Source organism: Microbacterium aurugineum (assembly GCF_023101205.1).
In the GTDB taxonomy this organism is placed as follows: Bacteria; Actinomycetota; Actinomycetes; order Actinomycetales; family Microbacteriaceae; genus Microbacterium; species Microbacterium aurugineum.
Genome location: NZ_CP078078.1, coordinates 3,075,487 through 3,095,488, shown reverse-complemented (window position 1 = coordinate 3,095,488; position 20,002 = coordinate 3,075,487). Strand labels below are relative to the sequence as shown.

The window sequence follows — 20,002 nt, the reverse complement described above, 5'->3', positions numbered from 1 at the left end:
CCGACCGCATTGCGGCACCGTCGGCACACGTGATCTTCTGCGTGCCCGGAGCCGTGGAGAATCGTGAACGCCATAGCCACCGCATCCTCAGGGAGCACTCGCCTACGCGTGCTGCTCGCCGCTTTCGTCTCCTTCCTTCTCGTCGCGGCCGGTGCGGTGATCGTCCCGCCCGCGCACGCCGCCGGCGCCACGGTCACGGCGTCGGTCTCGTCCGCCGACACGTCGGGGGTGCGCGTGCAGGTGCAGGCCGACGGGCTGCCCGATGTCGCGGGCGCCTACGCGGCCCTGATCGTCACCGGCACGGAAGGTGGGCTCAGCGGTGGGGGCGGATATGCCGCGTTCGTGATGCCCGTCGTCGCCGGAGGGGCGAGCACGTTCACGCTCGAGGCACCGGCAGGCTCGCTCGACCGGACGAAGTCCTACGAGGTGCTCGTGTGGCAGAAGCACTCGAACCCGGACGCGACGACGATCTACGGACGCGGTGAGGTCGCGATCTCCGCGGGGCAGTGGGATGCCGTGTTCGGCCCCGTGCCCACCGACCCGGGCACGGATCCGGGGACGGATCCTGGTACCGATCCCGGTACCGATCCGGGGACTGACCCGGGAACGGATCCGGGAACTGATCCCGGTACCGATCCGGGCACCGACCCTGGTACTGACCCGGGGACCGACCCCGGTACGGACCCGGGCACGACCCCGCCGACCGACGCGACGATCGAGGTGTTCCTTGCCGACGGCACCACCCCGGCGGGGAATGCCGCCCTCGAGGCCGGCGACAAGATCGTCGTGAAGGGCTCGGGCTACGACCCGGCGGCCAACGTCGGCGGGCGCGGCGTGCCGATCCCCAAGGACCTTTCGCAGGGCACCTACGTCGTGTTCGGCAACTTCGCCTCGACATGGCAGCCGTCGACCGGTGCCGCGTCGTCGACACGCTCCGTGGGGGCGCAGGTCTGGGCGCTCTCCGAGGACGTGCTGAACCAGGTGCCGTCCCCGTATCACGGTGCGATCCGCGCGCAGTGGGTCGACATCGCGGACGACGGCACGTTCCAGGCGACCCTGACGCTGAAAGACGCGTCCGCGACTCCGGGCTCGTACGGCGTCTACACCTACGCGGCCGGAGGCGTGGTCAACGTCGATCAGGAGCGCAGCGTCGCACTGAACTACACCGAGACCGCCACTCTCACCGCCACGGTGAAGAGCGCGACCGCGAAGGATGGGCTCGCGGTCGAGGCGAAGGCATCGAAGCTCGGCGCCATCACGGGTGCCTACGTCGCGCTGATCGAGGCGGGAACCGAGGCGGAGGTCACCACCGGCGGCGGATTCCTCGCGATGCAGTACGTGCGCGGCATCTCCGGCGGCGTGTTCACCGTCGACCTCACAGCCGCTGCCTCCACGCTCGACCGCACGAAGTCCTACGAGGTGATCGTGTGGAAGCAGCACACGATGCCGAACGCCGACACCCTGTACGCCCGCGACGCGGTCACGATCAGCGACGCGGAGTGGGATGCGCTCACCGCCCCGACGTTCACCCCGTCGCTCGAGGTGTTCCTTGCCGACGGCACCACCCCGGCCGGGAGTGCCGCCCTCGCGGCCGGCGACAAGATCGTCGTGAAGGGCTCGGGCTACGACCCGGCGGCCAACGTCGGCGGGCGCGGCGTGCCGATCCCGAAGGATCTTCCGCAGGGCACCTACGTGGTCTTCGGCAACTTCGCCGCGGACTGGAAGCCGTCGGAGGGCGCTTCCTCCGCGAACCGCTCGGTCGCGGCGCAGGTGTGGGCACTCGCCGAGGGCGTGCTGAACCAGGTCCCGTCGCAGTACCAGGGTGCGATCCGTGCGCAGTGGGTCGACATCGCCGACGACGGCACTTTCGAGGCGACGCTGACGCTGAAGGATGCCGCCGCCACCCCCGGCTCCTACGGCGTCTTCACCTACGGCGCGGGTGGGGTCACCAATGCCGCGCAGGAACTCAGCGTGGCACTGAACTACGGCGACGCGGCGACTCTCGAGACCTCGGTGACCTCGGCGACCGCGAAGGACGGGCTGACGGTCAGGGCCGCGGCCACGAACCTCGGCGACATCCCCGGCGCGTACGCCGCTCTGATCGAGACCGGCACGGAGGCGGATGTCACGGCCTCCGGAGGATTCCTCGCGATGACGTACGTGAGGGAGATCACGTACGGGGCGTTCGCGGTCGACCTCACGACGGCAGCGAAGAACGTCGATCGCACGAAGTCGTACGAGGTGATCGTGTGGAAGCAGCACTCCATGCCCACGGCCGACACGATCTACGCACGTTCGACGGTGGAGATCACCCCCGCGCAGTGGGATGCCCTGTTCGCGACGGTCGTCCCCCCGAAGCCCACGAAGCCGACGACCCCGCCGGCGAGCGTCCCCGGTGGGTCGCTCCGCTGGGCCATCTCGTCGTCGTTCGTGAACTACGTCACGGGTGACATCGCGCAGGGATCGATCACGGTCTCCGACGGGGCGACCCGATCGGGCGGTCAGTTCCAGTTCGGACAGTCGGTCGGCGGCGACTACGACCGTGCGAGCGGTCTGGGGGGCGTCGTCTACCGCGGATCGGTGCGGTTCACCGGTCACCACGGTGTGCTCGACGTCACCGTCTCGAACCCGCAGATTCGCATCACTTCGGCGGGGGCGGCGACTCTCTCCGTGACGAGCGGCGGTGTGCAGGTGCCGTTCGCGACCCTCGACCTCTCCCGTGCCGCACGCACCACGGTCGACGGCGCCGTGACGTACACCGCGGCCCCCGCCGCACTGACGGCCGCCGGACGGGACAGGGTCCTGGCCGGGTACTCGACCACGCTCAACCCGGTCACGTTCACGATCGGCTCGGTGGCCGCTGCTCCGTCCGGGACGACGGGCACCGTGGCTGCGGCTGCCGTGAAGGCCAAGACGACCCTGCCCGCTGTCCCACCGGCATCGGACGGCATCGACGTCGACGCGGAGAACCTCGCCGCCCTCGAATCCGGGCAGCCGGCGACCATCTCGGCCTCCGGCTTCCAGCCGAACGAAGAGGGCATCAAGGTCGTCGTCTACTCGAGCCCCGTGCTGCTCGACACCGTGACCGCCGACTCCGCGGGTGTCGCGACCTGGTCGGGGTCGGTGCCCGCGGGCCTGGAGGATGGTGCGCACACCCTGACCCTCCAGGGATCGGTCGACCGCGGTCTGACGTTCACGCTGACCCGCGCCACGACCGTGCTCGGATCCTGCACGGTGGAGGGCGCCACGCTCAAGTGGGGCTACAAGGAATCGTTCCGCACATACATCGAGGGCATCGCGAAGGGTGGCTGGACGCTGACCGACGTGGCCTACCAGTACCCGGACTTCGTGTGGCAGAACGGCACCGGATCGTTCGACGACGAGGCACTGACCGGCCTCGTGTCCTTCGGGGGGAGCATCACGTTCACGGGACACGACGGCGCACTGAACACGACCCTCGCGAATGCCGGCATCGAGCTCGCCGGGGACAAGGGTTACCTCGTCTTCGACGTGACCGGCACCACGCAGGGCGGCGAGAGCATCGACCAGCAGGGCGTCCGCCTCGCGGAGTTCGCCCGCGGTGACGCGACGATCGTCGACGGTGTGCTGACCCTCGATGCGATCCCGACGACGCTCACCGAGGCCGGAGCGGCCGCGTTCGGCACCTACGCCGCGGGCGAGGCGCTGGATCCGGTGACCGCGGTCATCCCGGTGAACGCCGACTGCGGTGTCACGCCGGAGGAGGAGGTCGACTCCGAGGCCGCGGCGTCCGTCACGACGGTGACCGAGCCCGCGACCACCGAAGGCGCACCCGTGTGGCCGTGGATCGTCGGCGGCCTGGTCGTCGTGGTACTCGCCGCGACCGGCGGTGTGCTGATCGCCCGCCGCAACCGCAAGGACGAGACCGCCGAGACGACGACCGAGGTCTGATCCCCGCCCGAGGACAGCACGGCCCTCCCCGCGGCGCACGCGGGGAGGGCCGTGCTCCGTCTCCTGTCGCTTACGGATGTCGGAGGATCGCACGGATGCAGGAGGGAATCGCTCGGCCGGCTCCTGCATCCGTGCAATCGTCCGACCGATGCGCACCCGAGACCGAGGGCCGGAAACCCCGGTTCCCGGCATCCGTAGACGGTGGGACAATGGAGTCATGGCCCCCACCGATTCCCACCAGACCGTCGAAGCGACCGTGCGCCGTGTGCCGCGGTACGGCGTGTTCATGGGCATCGGCGTGGTGGTCGGCATCATCGCCGCCGGCATCCTCACCTGGGCGGGCAGCTTCGAGCCTTCGCAGGCGCTCGACGTCGTCTATCCCCCCGGACAGGTCTTCGGCTTCCTCCTGCTGTGGACGGTGCCGATCGGCATCGCGCTGGGCGGAGTCGTCGCCCTCATCCTGGAGCGGGTTGCCCGCCGACACGACCGTGTCGTGCGGGTCGACCACGAGACCGTCGTCGACGACTGAGGCTACGCCAGCTCGGCGATCACCGGACGGATGGCGGCGTCGAACGCCACGACGTCGCGCCGCAGGCCGTCGGTCACCGCGACGGTGAGCGCTCCGATCCACCAGATGCCGCGCTGCGAGAACGGCAGCACCTGCACATTGAGCTCGAACGAGTGCGCCCGACGCCCGACCTCGCGCTCGAACTCCGCGATCGCGCTCGCATAGGCGCGGTAGGCATCGCCGCCGGTGTGGCTCTTCATCGAGCTCACATATCGGTCGTGCGCTGCGCGCGCGTAGCGGAGTGCGGACTCCGCCTGCGGAGCGATCGCGGCGGTCAGCTCCTCGGCGCCCGAGGCCGGCAGCGCGACCAGGGTGTCGAACCCGTCGATGAGCTCGAGCGGCACCTCGGAGGGGTGCGCGCGCGGCTCGACCGTCATGTCCCAGTACTCGCGCCATTGCGCCTCGACCGCGGGGGAGGCGTCGACCGCATCCGGCGCGCGGACGGCGAGCTCGCGGAGCGTCGGGAGGCCCTCCGGCTCGCGGATCCCGAGGCTCTGCCGCAATGCGAGCGCGACGAGCACCGGAACGCTCGCGTCTTCGCGGATGAGCCACTGCGGCTTGTCGGCCATGGCCCCATCGTAGGCGGGTCGAGGGCCCGGATCCGAGAGTGATCCTGGCGGAGAGTCGAACCCCTCGCGGGCGGTAGGCTGGAACCGTGGCTGCCTCCCCCACCAATCCCTATTCCGAAGCCGGCGTCGACACCGCTGCAGGTGATCTCGCCGTCGAGCTGATGAAGTCGTCCGTGCGTGCGACGCACGGCCCCGAAGTTCTCGGCGGTGTCGGCGGATTCGCCGGACTGTTCGATGCCAGCGCGCTGCGCGATTTCCGTCGCCCCCTGCTCGCGACCAGTACCGACGGCGTCGGCACGAAGGTCGCGATCGCGCAGGCGATCGACAAGCACGACACGATCGGCCAGGACCTGGTCGGGATGGTCGTCGATGACATCGTCGTGGTGGGGGCGAAGCCGCTCTTCATGACCGACTACATCGCGTGCGGCAAGGTCGTCCCGGAGCGTATCGCCGACATCGTCCGGGGCATCGCCGAGGCGTGCTCGGCCACCGGCACGGCACTCGTCGGCGGCGAGACCGCGGAGCACCCCGGGCTTCTCGGGCCCCGCGACTACGACGTGGCGGGTGCGGCGACCGGCGTGGTCGAGGCCGATGCGATCCTCGGGGCCGAGCTCGTGCAGGACGGCGATGCGGTGATCGCGGTCGCCTCCAGCGGACTGCACTCCAACGGCTACTCCCTCGTGCGCCACATCGTGACCCGCGCGGGGATCGGGTACGGCGACAACGCCGCCGACTTCGGCACCACCTGGGGCGAGGCGCTCCTCGAGCCGACCCGCCTCTACACGCTTCCCCTTCTGCGTCTGATCGAGCAGCTGGGCGGCGGAGTCCACTCTCTCAGCCACGTCACCGGCGGCGGCATCGCGGCGAACCTCGCCCGTGTGCTCCCGCAGGGCAGCTGGGTGGAGGTCGACCGCAGCAGCTGGTCGCCGAGCCCCGTCTTCCGCGTGCTCAGTGACATCGCCGGATCCACGCTGGAGTCGGCAGAGGGAACCTGGAACCTCGGCATCGGCTTCCTCGCCGTGGTCGCCGCGGAGAAGAAGGATGCCGCGATCGCGGCGCTGAACGCCGAGGGCATGCCCTCATGGCAGGTTGGGACCGTGGGCTTCGGGCCGCGTCCGGCCGGTGAATTCGAACAGGGCGCCAAGGGCGTCGACGGTGGAGCGGTGCGCCTGGTCGGCGCCTACGCGGACGGAGCGAAGTAAGAGCCCATGTGCGGCATCGTCGGAATGGTGGGCTCTGCCCCGGTCAATCAGGACATCTACGACGCACTCCTGCTGCTGCAGCACCGCGGCCAGGATGCGACGGGCATCGCCACCGCCGAGGCGAACGGCGTGATGCACAACGCCAAGGCGCAGGGCATGGTCCGTGAGGCGTTCCGCACCCGAGACATGCGCGCGCTGCTCGGCAACGTGGGCCTCGGCCACGTGCGCTACGCGACCAAGGGCACGGCTTCGAACGAAGAGGAGATGCAGCCGTTCTACGTGAACGCGCCGTACGGCATCATCCTCATCCACAACGGCAACCTCACCAACACCCGCGAGCTCACGGCCGACATGGCCAAGCGCGACCGCCGTCACCTGAACTCGTCCAGCGACACCGAGCTGCTGCTCAACGTGCTCGCCGGCGAACTGCAGAACACGACCTCGGCCGTCGACCTCGACCCCGAGCGCGTCTTCGAGGCCGTCGCCCGCACGCACGAGCGGATCGAGGGCGCGTACGCCGTGATCGCCGTGATCGCCGGCTACGGTCTGCTCGCCTTCCGCGACCCGTTCGGCATCCGCCCGCTGATCCTCGGTCGTCGCCCCTCGACGGTCCCCGGCGCCGAGGGCAAGGATGAGTGGGTCGTCGCGAGCGAGTCGCTCGTGCTCGAGAACGGCGACTACGACGTCGTCCGTGAGGTCGAGCCCGGTGAGGCGGTCTTCATCACCAATGACGGGGAGTTGTTCTCGAAGCAGTGCGCCCCGGCCGCGACGCTCGCGCCGTGCGCCTTCGAGTACGTCTACCTCGCGCGCCCCGACTCGGTCATGAACGGCATCTCGGTGTACGAGTCGCGTCTGCGCATGGGCGACCGTCTGGCCGACACCATCGCCAAGCACGTGCCGATGGACAAGATCGACGTGGTCATGCCGATCCCCGACTCCTCTCGTCCCGCCGCCATGGAGGTCGCCCGCAAGCTCGGCATCGAGTACCGCGAGGGCTTCTACAAGAACCGCTATGTCGGCCGGACCTTCATCATGCCCGGGCAGGCGGTGCGCAAGAAGAGCGTGCGTCAGAAGCTCAACGCCATGTCCACCGAGTTCCAGGGCAAGAACGTGCTGCTGATCGACGACTCGATCGTGCGCGGGACCACGTCCAAGGAGATCATCCAGATGGCGCGGGATGCCGGTGCCGCCTCGGTCACCTTCGCCTCCGCGGCGCCTCCCGTGCGGCACCCGCACGTGTACGGCATCAACATGCCCTCACGCCACGAGCTCATCGCCCACGGGCGGACGATCCCCGAGATCGCCGAGGAACTCGGTTGCGATCACCTCGTGTACCAGGAGGTCGACGACCTCAAGGCGGCGATCATCGAAGGGTCGGCCCTCACGGATCTCGACCTGAGCTGCTTCGACGGCCGGTACGTGACCGGCACGGTCTCCGACGAATACCTGGCCTGGGTGGAGGGGTCGCAGACCTCATGACGATGCCGGGCGCTCGACCGCTGTGGCAGGGTCGGGCTCTCGCACTCGTGGGGATCGTCCTGGTGGCGTTCTCGCTGCGCTCGGCGGTCGCCTCCCTGTCTCCGGTGATCGACCATGTCGCCGAGGACTTTCCCGTCTCGCCGGTGATCATCGGGTTGATCGGCGCGGCCCCTCCGGTCTGCTTCGCCATCTTCGGGCTGCTCACGCCGTTGTTCGAGCGGCGCTTCGGCCTGGAGCGGATGGCGATCGCCGCGATCACCCTGATGGCTCTGGGGCTGCTGCTGCGCGGCCTCGCCATCGACTCCACCACCTTGCTCGCGGCGACCGCGGTGGTGTTCGCGGGGGTCGGTTCGGGCAACGTGCTGCTTCCCCCGCTGGTGAAGAAGTACTTCCCCGACCGCCTCGGGATCATGATGACGATCTACTCGACCACGATGGCGGTGTCGACCTTCCTGCCGCCGCTCGTCGCGGTTCCGGTCGCCGATTCGCTCGGGTGGCGGGTGTCGCTCGGCATGTGGGGCATCGTCGCCGGAATCGCGCTGGTGCCCTGGGTCGCGCTGCTGCTGGGGAATCGGGCTCGCGCGGACGCGCCGATGAAGACGGAGCTCCTCGTCCCCGATCCCACGGACGGTGTCAACGACGTGCAGGATGCGGTGGCCGTCGCGACCGGTCCGATCTCGACCACTCCGGCGAACCGCAGGCACTTCGCCCGCCTGTGGCGACTGCCGCTCGCCTGGGCACTCGCGCTCGTGTTCGGGGCATCTTCCACCATGGCGTACGTCTCGTTCGCGTGGATGCCGACCATGCTCGTCGACATCGGCGGGGTCAGCCCGGCGACAGCGGGCTTCCTGTTGTCGCTGTTCGCGCTGATCGGTCTGCCCTGTTCGCTGCTGGTGCCGATCCTGGTGGTCCGGTTCCAGGCGACACGTCCCCTCTTCTTCGTGGCCGTCGCCGGAGGACTGGTCGGGCTCGCCGGCCTCCTGCTCGTCCCGACCGTGGCCCTGCCGCTGTGGGTGAGCATCTTCGGTCTCACGGCCATCATGTTCCCGCTGAGCCTGGTCCTGCTCAGCATCCGTGCCCGTACGCCGGAGAGCGCCGTCGCGTTGAGCGGGTTCGTGCAGAGCATCGGCTACGCGATCGCCGCGGTGTTCCCGCTGCTGATCGGGCTGCTCCACGAGACGACCTACGGCTGGCAGATCCCGCTCCTCGTCATCGCGGGTGTGCTCGTCGTCGTGATCCCCGCGGGCGTCGTCGCAGGGCGTCGCCGCACCGTCGAGGACGAGTGGGAGCGCCGGCACCGCCGCTGGTGAGCGTACGGAGCCGGCGGCTGCGCGGAGGTGCGGTGGCTGCGGTGGATGATGGCACACGTTTCGAAGGAGATCTCACGGAACGAAGGAGGCTTTGCTCAGTACGCTCCTTCTTTCCGTGAGATCTCCTTCAGGTTGTGCGGCCCTGGAACAGGCTGCGGCCCTGGAATGCGCGCCTAGTGCGCCTAGCGCGCCGAGCGGGGCGGGGCCGTCGACGAGCGCACGATGAGCTGCGGCTCGGTGGAGGGCATCTCGCCGACCGCCTCATGTCCCTCGATCTGTGCGATGACCCGGAGAGCGGCCGCACGGCCCATCGCCTCGAAGGGCTGGCGGACGGTCGTAAGCGCGGGGGAGGCGTACGCGGCGAGAGCGATGTCGTCCACGCTGACCACCGAGACGTCCTCCGGCACACTGCGACCGGCCTCGTGCAGGGCGCGGATCAGACCGAACGCCATCTCGTCACTGCTGACGAAGACCGCGGTAGCCTCCGGGATGGCCGCGATCGTGCGCCCGGCGCGGTAGCCGGATTCGGGTGTCCAGTCGGCGGGGATCAACGGCGGCGGCACGATGCCCCGATCGCGGAGCGTCTGCTCCCAGGCCTCGCTGCGCTGCTGTGTCTCGGTCCAGTAGTCGTCGCCCGAGACGTGCCACACGGTCTCGTGCCCGAGGTCGAGGAGGTGCTCGACGGCGAGGCGGGCGATGGCGCGCTGGTCGACCGCGAGGGGGGCGTCCTCGTCCAGGGAGGTGCGTTCGCTGCGGGTCGCGGGCGTGCGCTCGGTGCGCGTCCGCATTGCCGGACTCTCGAGTTCGACCGGGACACCGAGGATGATGCCTTCTGCGCCTTGACGCTCCAGTCGGTCGAAGGCCTCCAGGAACGCTTCAGCCGAGGCATGGTCCGCGACGGCCGCCGTCGACACGGTGTATCCGTTGGCCGCGGCCGCCTGCTGGATGCCGACACCGAGCGCCGCCGACGAGTACCGGTCCGTCGAGACCACGATCACGCCCAGTACGCGAGTGCGACCGGAGGCGAGCGAGGCGGCGGCGGCGTGCACGCGGTAGCCGAGCTCCTCGACCGCCGCCAGCACGCGGCGGGCGGTGTCGGGGCGCACGTTGTCCTGCCCGGACATGACGCGGGAGACGGTCTGCGTGGAGACTCCGGCGAGCTGGGCGACATCGACCTGGCTCGGGGCGCGGTCGTCTCTCGGGCGGCGAGGGGACATGTGCTCAATGGTAGCGATCAATCGGTGTAAATCCAGGAGGCGGCGAGTCGGGCGATGCGATAATGTGAACGCAAACACTCGTGCTTGGAGCGCTATGCCTGACCTTCTCGCCTCGGCTCTCGACGGCTCTTCCGTTGCCGTCGACGCCTCGGCCACCGCGACGCCGATCGGCGCGCCCACCCTGTCCTGGCGCGACGGGGAGATCCTCCGCGACGGTGTCGCGCACCGCATCCTCGCGGGCTCGATCCACTACTTCCGGGTGCACCCCGACCTGTGGGAGGACCGTCTCCGCCGACTCGCGGCGATGGGCGCGAACACGGTCGACACCTATGTCGCGTGGAACTTCCACGAGCGCGTCGAGGGCGACGTCCGCTTCGACGGATGGCGTGACATCGAGCGCTTCATCCGTCTGGCCGGAGAAGTGGGTCTGGATGTCTTCCTCCGCCCCAGTCCCTACATCTGCGCCGAGTGGTCCAACGGCGGCATCCCGTCCTGGCTGTCCGGGCGGGTCGCGGCGCTGCGCACCAGCGATGACGGCTTCCTCGCCGCGGTGGACGCCTGGTACGACCGGTTGATCCCGCGGCTCGTTCCGCTCCAGGCCTCGCACGGCGGACCGATCGTCGCGATCCAGATCGAGAACGAGTACGGGTCGTTCGGCAGCGACGCCGACTACCTCGCGCACCTGCGGGACGGGCTCCGCCGCCGCGGGATGGTCGAGATGCTCACCACCGCCGACGGCATCACGGGCGACATGATCGAGCACGGCAGTGTCGCCGGGGCCCTGGCGACCTTCACGTTCGGCACCGGGGTGGCGAGGGCCGTGGAACTGCGCCGCGAGGGTGATGCGCTCATGTGCAGCGAGCTGTGGGGTGGCTGGTTCGACCACTGGGGGGAGCGGCACCACGTGCGGTCCGCCGCGAGCGCCGGGGGCACGATCGAGGAGCTGCTGACCGCCGGCGGATCGGTGAGCCTGTACATGGCGCACGGTGGCACCAACTTCGGCCTCTGGAACGGGGCCAACCACGACCAGGTCCTGCAGCCGACCGTCACCAGCTACGACTCGGACGCACCGATCGGCGAAGACGGAACGCTCACCGAGAAGTTCCACGCGCTCCGTGCGCTGTTCGCGCCGTTCCATGCGGGTGAGCTCCCCCCGGTTCCCGGTGCGCCGCGGCGGCAGGGCGCGGCGACCACGCCGCTCGAGCCGCGCGCATCCCTGCTCGGGCTGATCGCTTCGCTCCCCGTGGCCGGTGACGTCTCGCCGCGACCGCGTACGTTCGAGGAGCTCGGTGCGGAAGACGGCCTCGTCGCGTATGAGGCGGACGTGTCCTTCCCCGCCGACGCGACGCTCACGGTCGACGGGCTGCACGACCGTGCCGTGGTGTTCCTCGACGAGCGGCGCCTCGGCGTGCTGGAGCGCGACGGCGAGACCTCTCTCGCTCTGCCCGCTGACGGCGGGATGGGACGACTCACGATCCTCGTCGAGAGCCTCGGACGGATCAACTACGGGCCGTACACGGGCGAGGGCAAGGGCATCATGCGCGGCGTGATGATCGGCCGTCGGCTCGTGAACGGCTGGACGCATCGCGTGGTTCCCCAGGAGGTACCGGCTCTCCCCACCGCCGCGACCGACGCGACCGACGCAACGGATGGTGTGGCCATCGCCTCCCTCGATGTCGCCGAGCCGCTCGATGCCTGGCTCGCCTTCCCCGGCGGTGCCAAGGGGATGGTCTGGCTGAACGGCTTCCTCCTCGGCAGGTACTGGAAGGTCGGTCCGCAGGAGACGCTCTACGCGCCGGCGCCGCTGTGGAAGGCCGGCCGCAACGAGATCGTCGTGCTCGACACCGATGTCCTCGGGGTGACCGTCGAGATCCGTGAAGAACCGTCGTTCGGGGAGACCGAGGAGTTCATCGGCTCCTGATCCGGACGCCACGAGAGCCGTCCTGCACCGAGGGTGTGGGGCGGCTCTTCTCGTCTGTTCTTCTCATCTGTGCACGGCACTTCTCGCCAATGTTTGCGCTTCTGCTCGCTTGATGCTTGATATTAAGGCATCCACGCGTCTAGTGTGATAGCGCAAACATCGATGAGGGTCGTCGATGATCATCTGCGGCGCACCGGAGCGTCTGTGCTCCCGGCCGCCGCTCGACCGAGAGGCAAGACGTGTCGAAACCTTCCCGACCGCCCCGCGCTACCGTCGCCCTCAGCTCGCTGCTGGCGACGGCACTCGCCTTCGGCGGTGTGCTCACCCAGGCGCCGGCCGCGCAGGCCGCCGAGCTGATCCCGGTCCCGAAAGCCGACTACCGACTGCACGCGGTGTCGAGTGAATCGGACCCGTACCCGGCGCCGCCCTCGCTCGACGGCACCGCTCTCGGCGCCTTCGACGGCGATTTCGCGACGCAGTGGACCTCGCGCTACACCGCGAACGCGCCGTTCCCGCACTGGATCGTCGTCGACCTGCAGCGCTCGCTCTCGGTGAAGGCCCTCGACTACTCGGTCAAGCGGGGCCAGGCCGTGGCTGCGAAGACGGTCGAGGTCTACGTGACGGACGATCCCGATGTCGCCCGCAACTCGCCGGCCGACGGCGGATGGGGTGCGGCCTCGGGCACGGCGGTGCTGCATGCTCCGACCGCGAACGACGAGAAGCAGCGCATCACGCTGGACGCTGCCAAGGACGGCCGCTACGTGGCGCTGCTCGTGATCGACGCGCAGGGAACCACCGGCGGCGGGGCCGGCGAGATCGAGGTGCTCTCCGACGAGGAGCTGCCCCCGATCGTCACCGAGCCGGAGGAGCCGGACACGGATGAGACCGTCGAGATCGCCGCCGGCGGCACCACGGCGGTCGTCTCGACCGAGTTCCCTCGCATCACGCAGTATCGCGTGGGGAGTGAGAGCATCGCCGGCCAGCGCACCTCGGCCAAGACCTGGTCGGTGAACGGCGCGAGCTACGCGTCGGAGACCACGTCGACGCCGTCCGCCACCGGGATCGACTATGTGTCGACACTGACGGGCATCGACGTCACCGTGCGCAGCAGCATCCGCGTCGCGGAGGACGGAACCGTCGGCTTCGAGGTCACCGCGGTCGAGGGGACGGCAGCCGTGACCACTCTGGGGCTTCCGGACAACGCCTTCCTCTCCGCGACCGCCGCGGATGCCGGGTCGGTGCTCGATCGCACGGTGATCAGCCCGGACAGCACCAAGAACGCCGACGAGCACATCGCGGTGGGCGCTTCGACGGCGACCGGCCAGAAGGGGGCGGCCTTCGCCTTCCTCGGCAACGGCGCGCTCATCGGCGGCGTGATCACCAACGCGACGACCCAGGCCTCCGGCGGCACGGCGTCGTGGAACACGCGCCTGACCACACGCATCACCGAGGCGGCGGGACGCACGGCCGAGATCGGTTCCAGCGCCTGGCTGATCCACCCGACCACGGCGATGGACAGCCGGGTGACCACCTACGCCCTTCCGAAGGTCACGGTCCTCCTCGCGGCGGACCGCAACGGCGACGCGAAGGTCGACTGGCAGGACGGCGCGATCCGCTACCGCGAGGTCGACACCCCTCGTCTCGGCGCCGATCGGGTCGCCGAGCGCGTGGTCAGTCGCATCCCCTTCAACTTCGCCTCCAGTGCGACGAACTACTTCGATCTGGTCCTCGACAACACCAAGCGCATCGCGAACCAGACCGACGGTCTCGGCCAGTGGGTGCTCAACAAGGGCTACGGCAGTGAAGGCCATGACTCGGCGAACACCGACTACGGCGGAAACTACAACGAGCGGGCGGGCGGCCTCTCCGACCTGAACACCCTCGTCGACGAGGGCGCGAAGCTCAACGCCGACATGAGCGTGCACGTCAACGCCACCGAGATCTATCCGCAGGCGAACGCCTTCGACTCCGCGATCCTCGACGGTGCCGCCCCGTACAAGCCGGGCTGGAACTGGCTCGACCAGTCGTACTACATCAACCAGCAGACCGACCTCGGTACCGGACGGGTGCTCGACCGCTTCCAGCAGCTGCGGGACGAGGTCCCCGGTCTCAGCGGCGTCTACATCGACGTGTACTACTCGAACGGGTGGGTCGCCGAACAGCTCGCCGACGAGCTCAACAGCATGGACCTCGAAGTCGCCACCGAGTGGGGTGACAAGTTCGTCGACAGCACGGTCTGGTCGCACTGGCCGAACGACCTCAGCTACGGCGGGGTGACGAACAAGGGCATCAACTCCACGATGGTGCGCTTCATCCAGAACGGCCAGGCCGACGTCTGGAACGACGATGCGCTGCTCGGACAGCAGCGACTCGTCGACGCCGAGGGCTGGGTCGGCAACCGCAACTGGGACGGCTTCGTCGACAACATCTGGACCCAGAGCCTGCCGACCAAGTTCCTCCAGCACTTCGACCTGCTCACGTACGAGGCAGGTGCCGAGGCGACGCTGACCGACGACGTCTCCGTCCGCATCGACGGCAGTACCCGGGTCATCACGATGGACGGCGCCACGGTGCTGCGGGGTGACTCCTACCTGCTCCCCTGGCAGTCGCTGTCTTCCAACGAGGAGGCCGGTTCTCCGGTCGACGCCGACAAGATGTACTTCTATTCGGCGTCCGGAGGCGAGGAGACGTTCGGGCTCACCGAGGCGTTCCGCGGCAACACCGCCTTCGACGTGTTCGAGCTGGGAGACCAGGGGCGCGTCAAGGTCGGCACCGTGAATGCGGCAGGCGGCGAGCTCACGCTCAGCGGAGACGAAGGCACGGCCTACGTCGTGGTGCCGCAGGGTGGTGCCCAGCGCGCGGCGGTCGAGTACCACGACGCCGGTCTCGACGACCCGGGGTTCAACTCCGGTTCGCTCGACGTCTGGAATCCCCAGGGCGATGTGACGATCGAGCGCACCGACCTCGGCAGCGCGAAGAACGAGTCCCGGGGCGACAACGTCGCCGTGCTCGGTGCGGCCGCCTCGTCGATCTCGCAGACCGTGACCGGCCTCACCCCTGGACAGCGGTACGCGTTCTCGGCGCAGGTGCAGATCGATCCGACTGCGACCCGCGACGTGAGCGTCTCGGTCGACACCGGTTCCGGTGCTGTGACGCGCACCTGGAACCTCTCTCCGACGTACAACTACATGCGCGCCGACTCCAAGGCGGGTCAGTACTACCAGCGTGGGTCGACATCGTTCCTGGCCCCGGCATCCGGTGAGGTCACCGTGTCCGTTGGTGCCGTCGAGGGTGACGCGAAGGTCCGGATCGACAACGCCCGCGTCTCGCGCGACACGACCGCACCGTTCGCGGCCGGCACGGTGTACTCGAACGACTTCGAGGGCAACGAGGCCGGGTGGGGCCCGTTCGTGAAGGGGAACGCCAACGGCATCGACGACCCGCGCACGAGCATCTCGCGCCGACACGATCCGTACACGAGCAGCGAGTGGCGCAACACCGCCAAGCCGTTCGACGCGGGCGCGCTCGCGGGGCTCGCGGTGGATACGACGCTGAGCGGCGACCACTCGCTCATGTCGCACTCCGAGAACAGCGGGGTCGTCTATCGCACCGATCCGACACTCGTTCCGCTGCAGGCGGGGCACTCGTACCGGATCGGATTCGACTACCAGGTCGGCGCGAGCGGCGCATACCGCTGGCTCACCGGCACGGATGCGGTGGCGGGCGGCACGGTCACCTCGACCACGCTCAGCCGCACCGGGATCACGCAGGCGCTGGAGACGGCGGAGTTCTCGCAGGATGTGATCGTCGGATGCGGCGACTACACCTGGGTCGGACTCGAACGCGTCGGGGGACCGGACGTGGACTTCGTGCTGGACGACTTCACGGTCACAGACCTCGGCCCGACGACCGGCGGCACCCCGTGTGCGACGGTGTCTGCGGAGGCGGGCGTCCTGAGCCCCGGCGCGCAGACCGTGTTCACGACCACCTTCACCAACAGCGAGTCCCTCGCCGTCGAGAACATCGGCGTGCAGCTCGAGGTGCCGGAGGGGTACGCGGTCGAGGTCGCCGACGACTCGTCGAACCTGTTCGAGAAGGTCGAGCCCGGGGACAGCGTGGACACCACGTGGCTGGTCACCGCGCCGGCGGAGGCCGCGGGCACGACGGTCGGCATCGGGATCGCGGCGACGTATCTCGCGGACTGCGATGTGCGCACGGTCGTGACGACGCAGGAGGTGTCGGTGTCCTCACGGGCTCGCATCCCCAACGCGCAGATCTCCGTGACGGCGAGCTCCGAGGAGACATCCGGGGAGAACGGTGCGGCCGTGAACATGCTCGACGGGAACGCGGGCACGTTCTGGCACAGTCGGTGGAGTTCGGCGGCGACGTCGTACCCGCACGTGCTGACCTTCGACCTGGGCGCCGCCGAGCAGGTGGACGGCATCTCGTACCTGCGCCGCGGCGCCAACCAGAACGGTCCGATCAAGGGCTACGAGGTCGCGGTGTCGACCGACGGACAGACGTACACGCCCGTCTTCTCGGGCGAGTGGCAGAACGTCGCCGAGTGGCAGGACGTGGACTTCGCGGAGACCACGGCGCGCTACATCCGCGTGACCGCCACGTCGTCCATCTCGGGCACGCAGTTCGCGGCCGTCGCCGAGATGGCCGTGTACGGTTCGCCGACCCCGCAGAGCGGTCATGCTCCCGCGACGCGGCCGGACGACGATCTGAGCGGCTGCAACCCGGTGATCGACCCGAAGCTCGGTCTCGACGCCGACTCGGTGCGGGCGGGAGAGACGGTGGGCGTCGCGCTCACGGGCTTCGCTCCGGAGTCCACCGTGTCGGTCTGGCTCGACGACGCCCGGCTGACCGGTGCCACGGTCGATGCGGAGGGCGCGCTGACGACGCGACTGCTGATCCCGACGAACGCCTCGGTGGGCACGCACCGAGTGATCGTGCAGGATGCGGCCGGCGCGGAGCTCGCCAGCGCTCCGTTGAAGGTCAAGAAGGCGAAGCCGGGGAAGAAGGCGACCATCACCGCAGCCATCGGATCGGTCGTCGCCGGCGCGAGCCTGACCGTGCAGTTGAGCGGATTCGATCCCGACGCGCTGGTGCAGCTGTGGCTGCATTCCGAGCCGGTCCGCATCGGTGAGGTGACGATCTCGGCCGACGGTGATGCCGTCGCCACCGTCACGATCCCCGCGGCGACGCCGGCCGGCGCGCACGCGCTCGTCGCGACCGATGCGCAGGGCGTCGAGCTGGCGCGGGGTGACCTCGCGGTGACCGCGGCGGCCGGGAGTGGCGGTGACCTCGCCTCCACCGGTGCGGAGGGGGCGATCTGGGCGGGCGCGGCGTTCGCGGGCCTCGCGGCGATCGGCCTGGGTCTGGCCCTGTGGCTGCGGAGACGCCGCCACAGCTGACCGACCCGCACACACACGACCGGCCCGGAGGATTCCCCTCCGGGCCGGTCGTCTGTGTGCACGAAGAAGCGTCCTGCACGACGGCGGACGATATCGGGTTTACCGATTCCCCGGCCGCCGCCCTCTGGCGCCGCGCGGCGAGCGCACCCTGGGGATCAGGATGATCTGAGCTGGCGCTCATCGCGTCCCGCCCCACTGTGCCGGAACTCCTGGCCGCGCTCGAGGCTGCGGCCATCGACCTCGCGCGGCTCCGCGTCGAGCTGCACCCCACGCTGCCGCTCGTCCCGCACGTGCTGGCGCTGCGCCGGAACGTGACGGCCTATGACGCGGCCTCTGTCGCGCTCGCGAGCGTGTTCGGGTGCACGCTGCTCACGCATGACCGGAGGCTGGCGCGCGCAGCCTCCGGTCACTGCACCGTCGAGGTGCCTGTCACATCCGACTGACCAAGATCAGCCCTTCACGGCGCCGGCGGCGAGCCCGGAACGCCAGTACTTCTGTAGGGCGAAGAACAGCAGCACGAGCGGGATGACACCGAGCAGGGCGCCGAGCATGACGGCTCCCTTGTCGGGGGCGAAGTAGCTCACCATGCCGTACAGGCCGAGCGTCACGGGCTTCAGATCTTGGCTGGAGATCATCATCAGTGGCAGCAGGAAGTTGTTCCACGTGGCCACGAAGATGAACAGGAAGATCGTCACCATCGCGGGCCCCAGCAGGCGCATCACGATCGTGAAGAAGATGCGGGCCTCTCCGGCGCCGTCGATGCGGGCCGCCTCCAGCAGTTCGGTCGGCACCGACGACTGCGCGTAGACCATTCCGAGGAAGACGCCGAACGGCGACACCGCCGAGGGGATGATGATCGCCCAGACGGTGTTGGTCAGGCCGAGTGCCTGGAACTCGATGTACAGCGGCACGGTCAGCAGCGCGACCGGCAGCAGGAGCCCGGCCATGATGACCCCGACGGCGAGGCGTTTGCCGGGGAACGCGAACTTCGCGATCGCGTAGCCGGCCATCACGGCGAACAGTGTGCCGATGACGCCGGCGCTCACGGAGTAAAACATCGAGTTGCCGACCCAGCGCCAGAACAGGCCCTGGGTCCAGTCCATCAGGCTGCTGTAGTTGGCGGCGAGGTTGCCGTCGGCGAACCAGAAGCCGAAGGTCGAGGTGAGGTCGGTGTTGTTCTTCGTCGACGCGACGATGAGCCAGTACACCGGGACGAGGAAGTACAGCGTCGCGACGACGAGGGCGGTGATGCCGAATGCGCGTGCGACGGGGGTGGGAGCGATCGACGGCGGTGGTGCATCCGCGTCGCGCGGCCGGCGGGGGCGTCGTCGTGATGACGTCGCGGTGGTGAGGAGGCGCGTGGTGGTCATGCGTCGCCCTTCCGGCGCTGGAGCAGCGCGTACACGATCGCGAGCACACCCGCGATCAGAGCCATGAGCAGGGAGTAGGCGGAGGCCGGACCGCTGCCGGACGGCGAGATCTCGCCCATCATCGTGTTGTAGGTGAGCATCATCGGTGTGAAGTCCTTGCCCATCCACGAGTTCGCGGCCTGCAGCACGACCGGCTCGTTGAACAGCTGGATGGTGCCGATGATCGACAGCAGCACGGCGAGGAGGGCGGCCCCGCGCACGAGCGGCACCTTGATGCGCATCGAGATCTGGAAGCCGGAGGCCCCGTCGAGACGAGCCGCTTCGTAGAGGTCGCGCGGAACGGCCTGCAGCGCCGACAGGAAGATCAGCATGTTGTAGCCCGTGTAAGTCCAGGTCGTCATGTTCGCCATCGAGAACAGGATCGTGCCCGGGGCCATGAAGTCGGTGCCCTCCGGGAGGAAGGGCAGGAAGGGCGAGACCTCGGGTGTGTAGAGGTAGAGCCACATCATGGCGGCGATGATGCCGGGAACCGCGTAGGGGAGGAAGAACGAGAGCCGGAAGAGCGTGGGGCGGCGCACGATGAAGGAGTCCAGCAGCAGGGCGAGACCGAGTGCCAGCAGGATCATCACCGGGATCTGCAGGGCGGCGTAGAGGACCACACGCCCCATCCCCGTCCAGAAGGCGCCGTTGGTCGCCGCGGTGACGAAGTTCTCGAGGCCGACGAACGTATCGACGAGTTCGCCGCCGCCGTAGAGGCCGCCTCCCGCCGGAACCTGCGCGAAGAACGACGACCGGATCGACACGATGATCGGCACCAGGAAGACCAGCACGAAGAGCACGGCGAACGGCGTCATGAACAGCCATCCCGTGAGACCCTCGCGTCGGGTCCCGAACCGCCGTCGGCGGGTGGGGTCCGCGGGGATGCGCGGCGCCGGTGCCGAAGTCGCGCCTCGTGTTTCGGTCACTGTGACCATGGTGTCGCCTCTCGACCTCAAGACGACGGCGGAGTGCACGAT

General features: G+C 69.2%; 12 protein-coding genes. 8 read left to right on the top strand and 4 right to left on the bottom strand.

The window, feature by feature from the left end; translation table 11 throughout:
• Positions 1–108 precede the first annotated feature (108 nt).
• On the top strand, positions 109–3,930 hold the full coding sequence (locus KV397_RS14850; protein WP_261811604.1) for an HtaA domain-containing protein: 3,822 nt from the start codon (positions 109–111) through the stop codon (positions 3,928–3,930).
• Between the two features lie 217 nt (positions 3,931–4,147).
• Positions 4,148–4,459, top strand: a complete 312-nt coding sequence (locus KV397_RS14845) for a hypothetical protein (RefSeq protein WP_047522953.1) — start codon at positions 4,148–4,150, stop codon at positions 4,457–4,459.
• A gap of 2 nt (positions 4,460–4,461) precedes the next feature.
• Here the strand turns inward: KV397_RS14845 and KV397_RS14840 are convergent, their stop codons facing one another.
• Positions 4,462–5,067, bottom strand: coding sequence for a zinc-binding alcohol dehydrogenase (locus KV397_RS14840; protein ID WP_134352828.1), 606 nt, complete (start codon positions 5,065–5,067; stop codon positions 4,462–4,464).
• Between the two features lie 86 nt (positions 5,068–5,153).
• Here KV397_RS14840 and purM point away from each other — a divergent pair, with 86 nt between their 5' ends.
• From purM to KV397_RS14825, 3 genes are read left to right on the top strand one after another with little or no spacing between them, the layout of a single operon-like run.
• Entirely contained in the window at positions 5,154–6,269 is a 1,116-nt protein-coding gene (gene purM, locus KV397_RS14835; protein WP_134352829.1) for a phosphoribosylformylglycinamidine cyclo-ligase, read from the top strand.
• Positions 6,270–6,275: 6 nt separating this feature from the next.
• Positions 6,276–7,748, top strand: coding sequence for an amidophosphoribosyltransferase (gene purF / locus KV397_RS14830; RefSeq protein WP_047522956.1), 1,473 nt, complete (start codon positions 6,276–6,278; stop codon positions 7,746–7,748).
• Positions 7,745–9,058 (top strand): MFS transporter, encoded by a 1,314-nt coding sequence (locus KV397_RS14825; protein WP_261811603.1) that lies wholly within the window; start codon positions 7,745–7,747, stop codon positions 9,056–9,058. The genes purF and KV397_RS14825 overlap by 4 nt, the downstream gene beginning before the upstream one ends.
• Before the next feature lie 182 nt (positions 9,059–9,240).
• Here KV397_RS14825 and KV397_RS14820 read toward each other — a convergent pair whose 3' ends face one another.
• A complete protein-coding gene (locus tag KV397_RS14820) occupies positions 9,241–10,275 on the bottom strand; it encodes a LacI family DNA-binding transcriptional regulator (protein WP_047522958.1) in 1,035 nt (344 codons plus the stop codon).
• A gap of 94 nt (positions 10,276–10,369) precedes the next feature.
• Between KV397_RS14820 and KV397_RS14815 the strand changes: the two genes are divergently transcribed.
• The 3 genes from KV397_RS14815 (at position 10,370) to KV397_RS14805 (ending at position 18,059) form a co-directional block, all read left to right on the top strand.
• Positions 10,370–12,196, top strand: coding sequence for a glycoside hydrolase family 35 protein (locus KV397_RS14815; RefSeq protein ID WP_153243448.1), 1,827 nt, complete (start codon positions 10,370–10,372; stop codon positions 12,194–12,196).
• A 239-nt stretch (positions 12,197–12,435) separates the two neighbouring features.
• Positions 12,436–17,616: an endo-alpha-N-acetylgalactosaminidase family protein gene (locus tag KV397_RS14810; protein WP_261811602.1), complete on the top strand. Its 5,181-nt coding sequence runs from the start codon at positions 12,436–12,438 to the stop codon at positions 17,614–17,616.
• Positions 17,617–17,786: 170 nt separating this feature from the next.
• Entirely contained in the window at positions 17,787–18,059 is a 273-nt protein-coding gene (locus KV397_RS14805; protein ID WP_323131588.1) for a type II toxin-antitoxin system VapC family toxin, read from the top strand.
• A 6-nt stretch (positions 18,060–18,065) separates the two neighbouring features.
• Here KV397_RS14805 and KV397_RS14800 read toward each other — a convergent pair whose 3' ends face one another.
• Together KV397_RS14800 and KV397_RS14795 are read right to left on the bottom strand one after the other, a co-directional pair.
• Positions 18,066–18,986 carry a carbohydrate ABC transporter permease gene (locus tag KV397_RS14800; protein ID WP_248569831.1) on the bottom strand — a complete coding sequence of 307 codons (921 nt, stop codon included), beginning with the start codon at positions 18,984–18,986 and terminating at the stop codon, positions 18,066–18,068.
• Complete coding sequence (locus tag KV397_RS14795; RefSeq protein WP_131492091.1) at positions 18,983–19,960, bottom strand: carbohydrate ABC transporter permease; 978 nt, start codon at positions 19,958–19,960, stop codon at positions 18,983–18,985. The genes KV397_RS14800 and KV397_RS14795 overlap by 4 nt, the downstream gene beginning before the upstream one ends.
• Between the last annotated feature and the right edge of the window lie 42 nt (positions 19,961–20,002).

What these genes read in the sequence shown, in the direction of transcription:
- KV397_RS14845 (WP_047522953.1), top strand. Translation starts at nt 4,148, where the DNA reads ATGGCCCCCACCGATTCCCACCAGACCGTCGAAGCGACCGTGCGCCGT.
- KV397_RS14840 (WP_134352828.1), bottom strand. Translation starts at nt 5,067, where the DNA reads ATGGCCGACAAGCCGCAGTGGCTCATCCGCGAAGACGCGAGCGTTCCG.
- purF (WP_047522956.1), top strand. Translation starts at nt 6,276, where the DNA reads ATGTGCGGCATCGTCGGAATGGTGGGCTCTGCCCCGGTCAATCAGGAC.
- KV397_RS14825 (WP_261811603.1), top strand. Translation starts at nt 7,745, where the DNA reads ATGACGATGCCGGGCGCTCGACCGCTGTGGCAGGGTCGGGCTCTCGCA.
- KV397_RS14820 (WP_047522958.1), bottom strand. Translation starts at nt 10,275, where the DNA reads ATGTCCCCTCGCCGCCCGAGAGACGACCGCGCCCCGAGCCAGGTCGAT.
- KV397_RS14815 (WP_153243448.1), top strand. Translation starts at nt 10,370, where the DNA reads ATGCCTGACCTTCTCGCCTCGGCTCTCGACGGCTCTTCCGTTGCCGTC.
- KV397_RS14800 (WP_248569831.1), bottom strand. Translation starts at nt 18,986, where the DNA reads ATGACCACCACGCGCCTCCTCACCACCGCGACGTCATCACGACGACGC.
- KV397_RS14795 (WP_131492091.1), bottom strand. Translation starts at nt 19,960, where the DNA reads ATGGTCACAGTGACCGAAACACGAGGCGCGACTTCGGCACCGGCGCCG.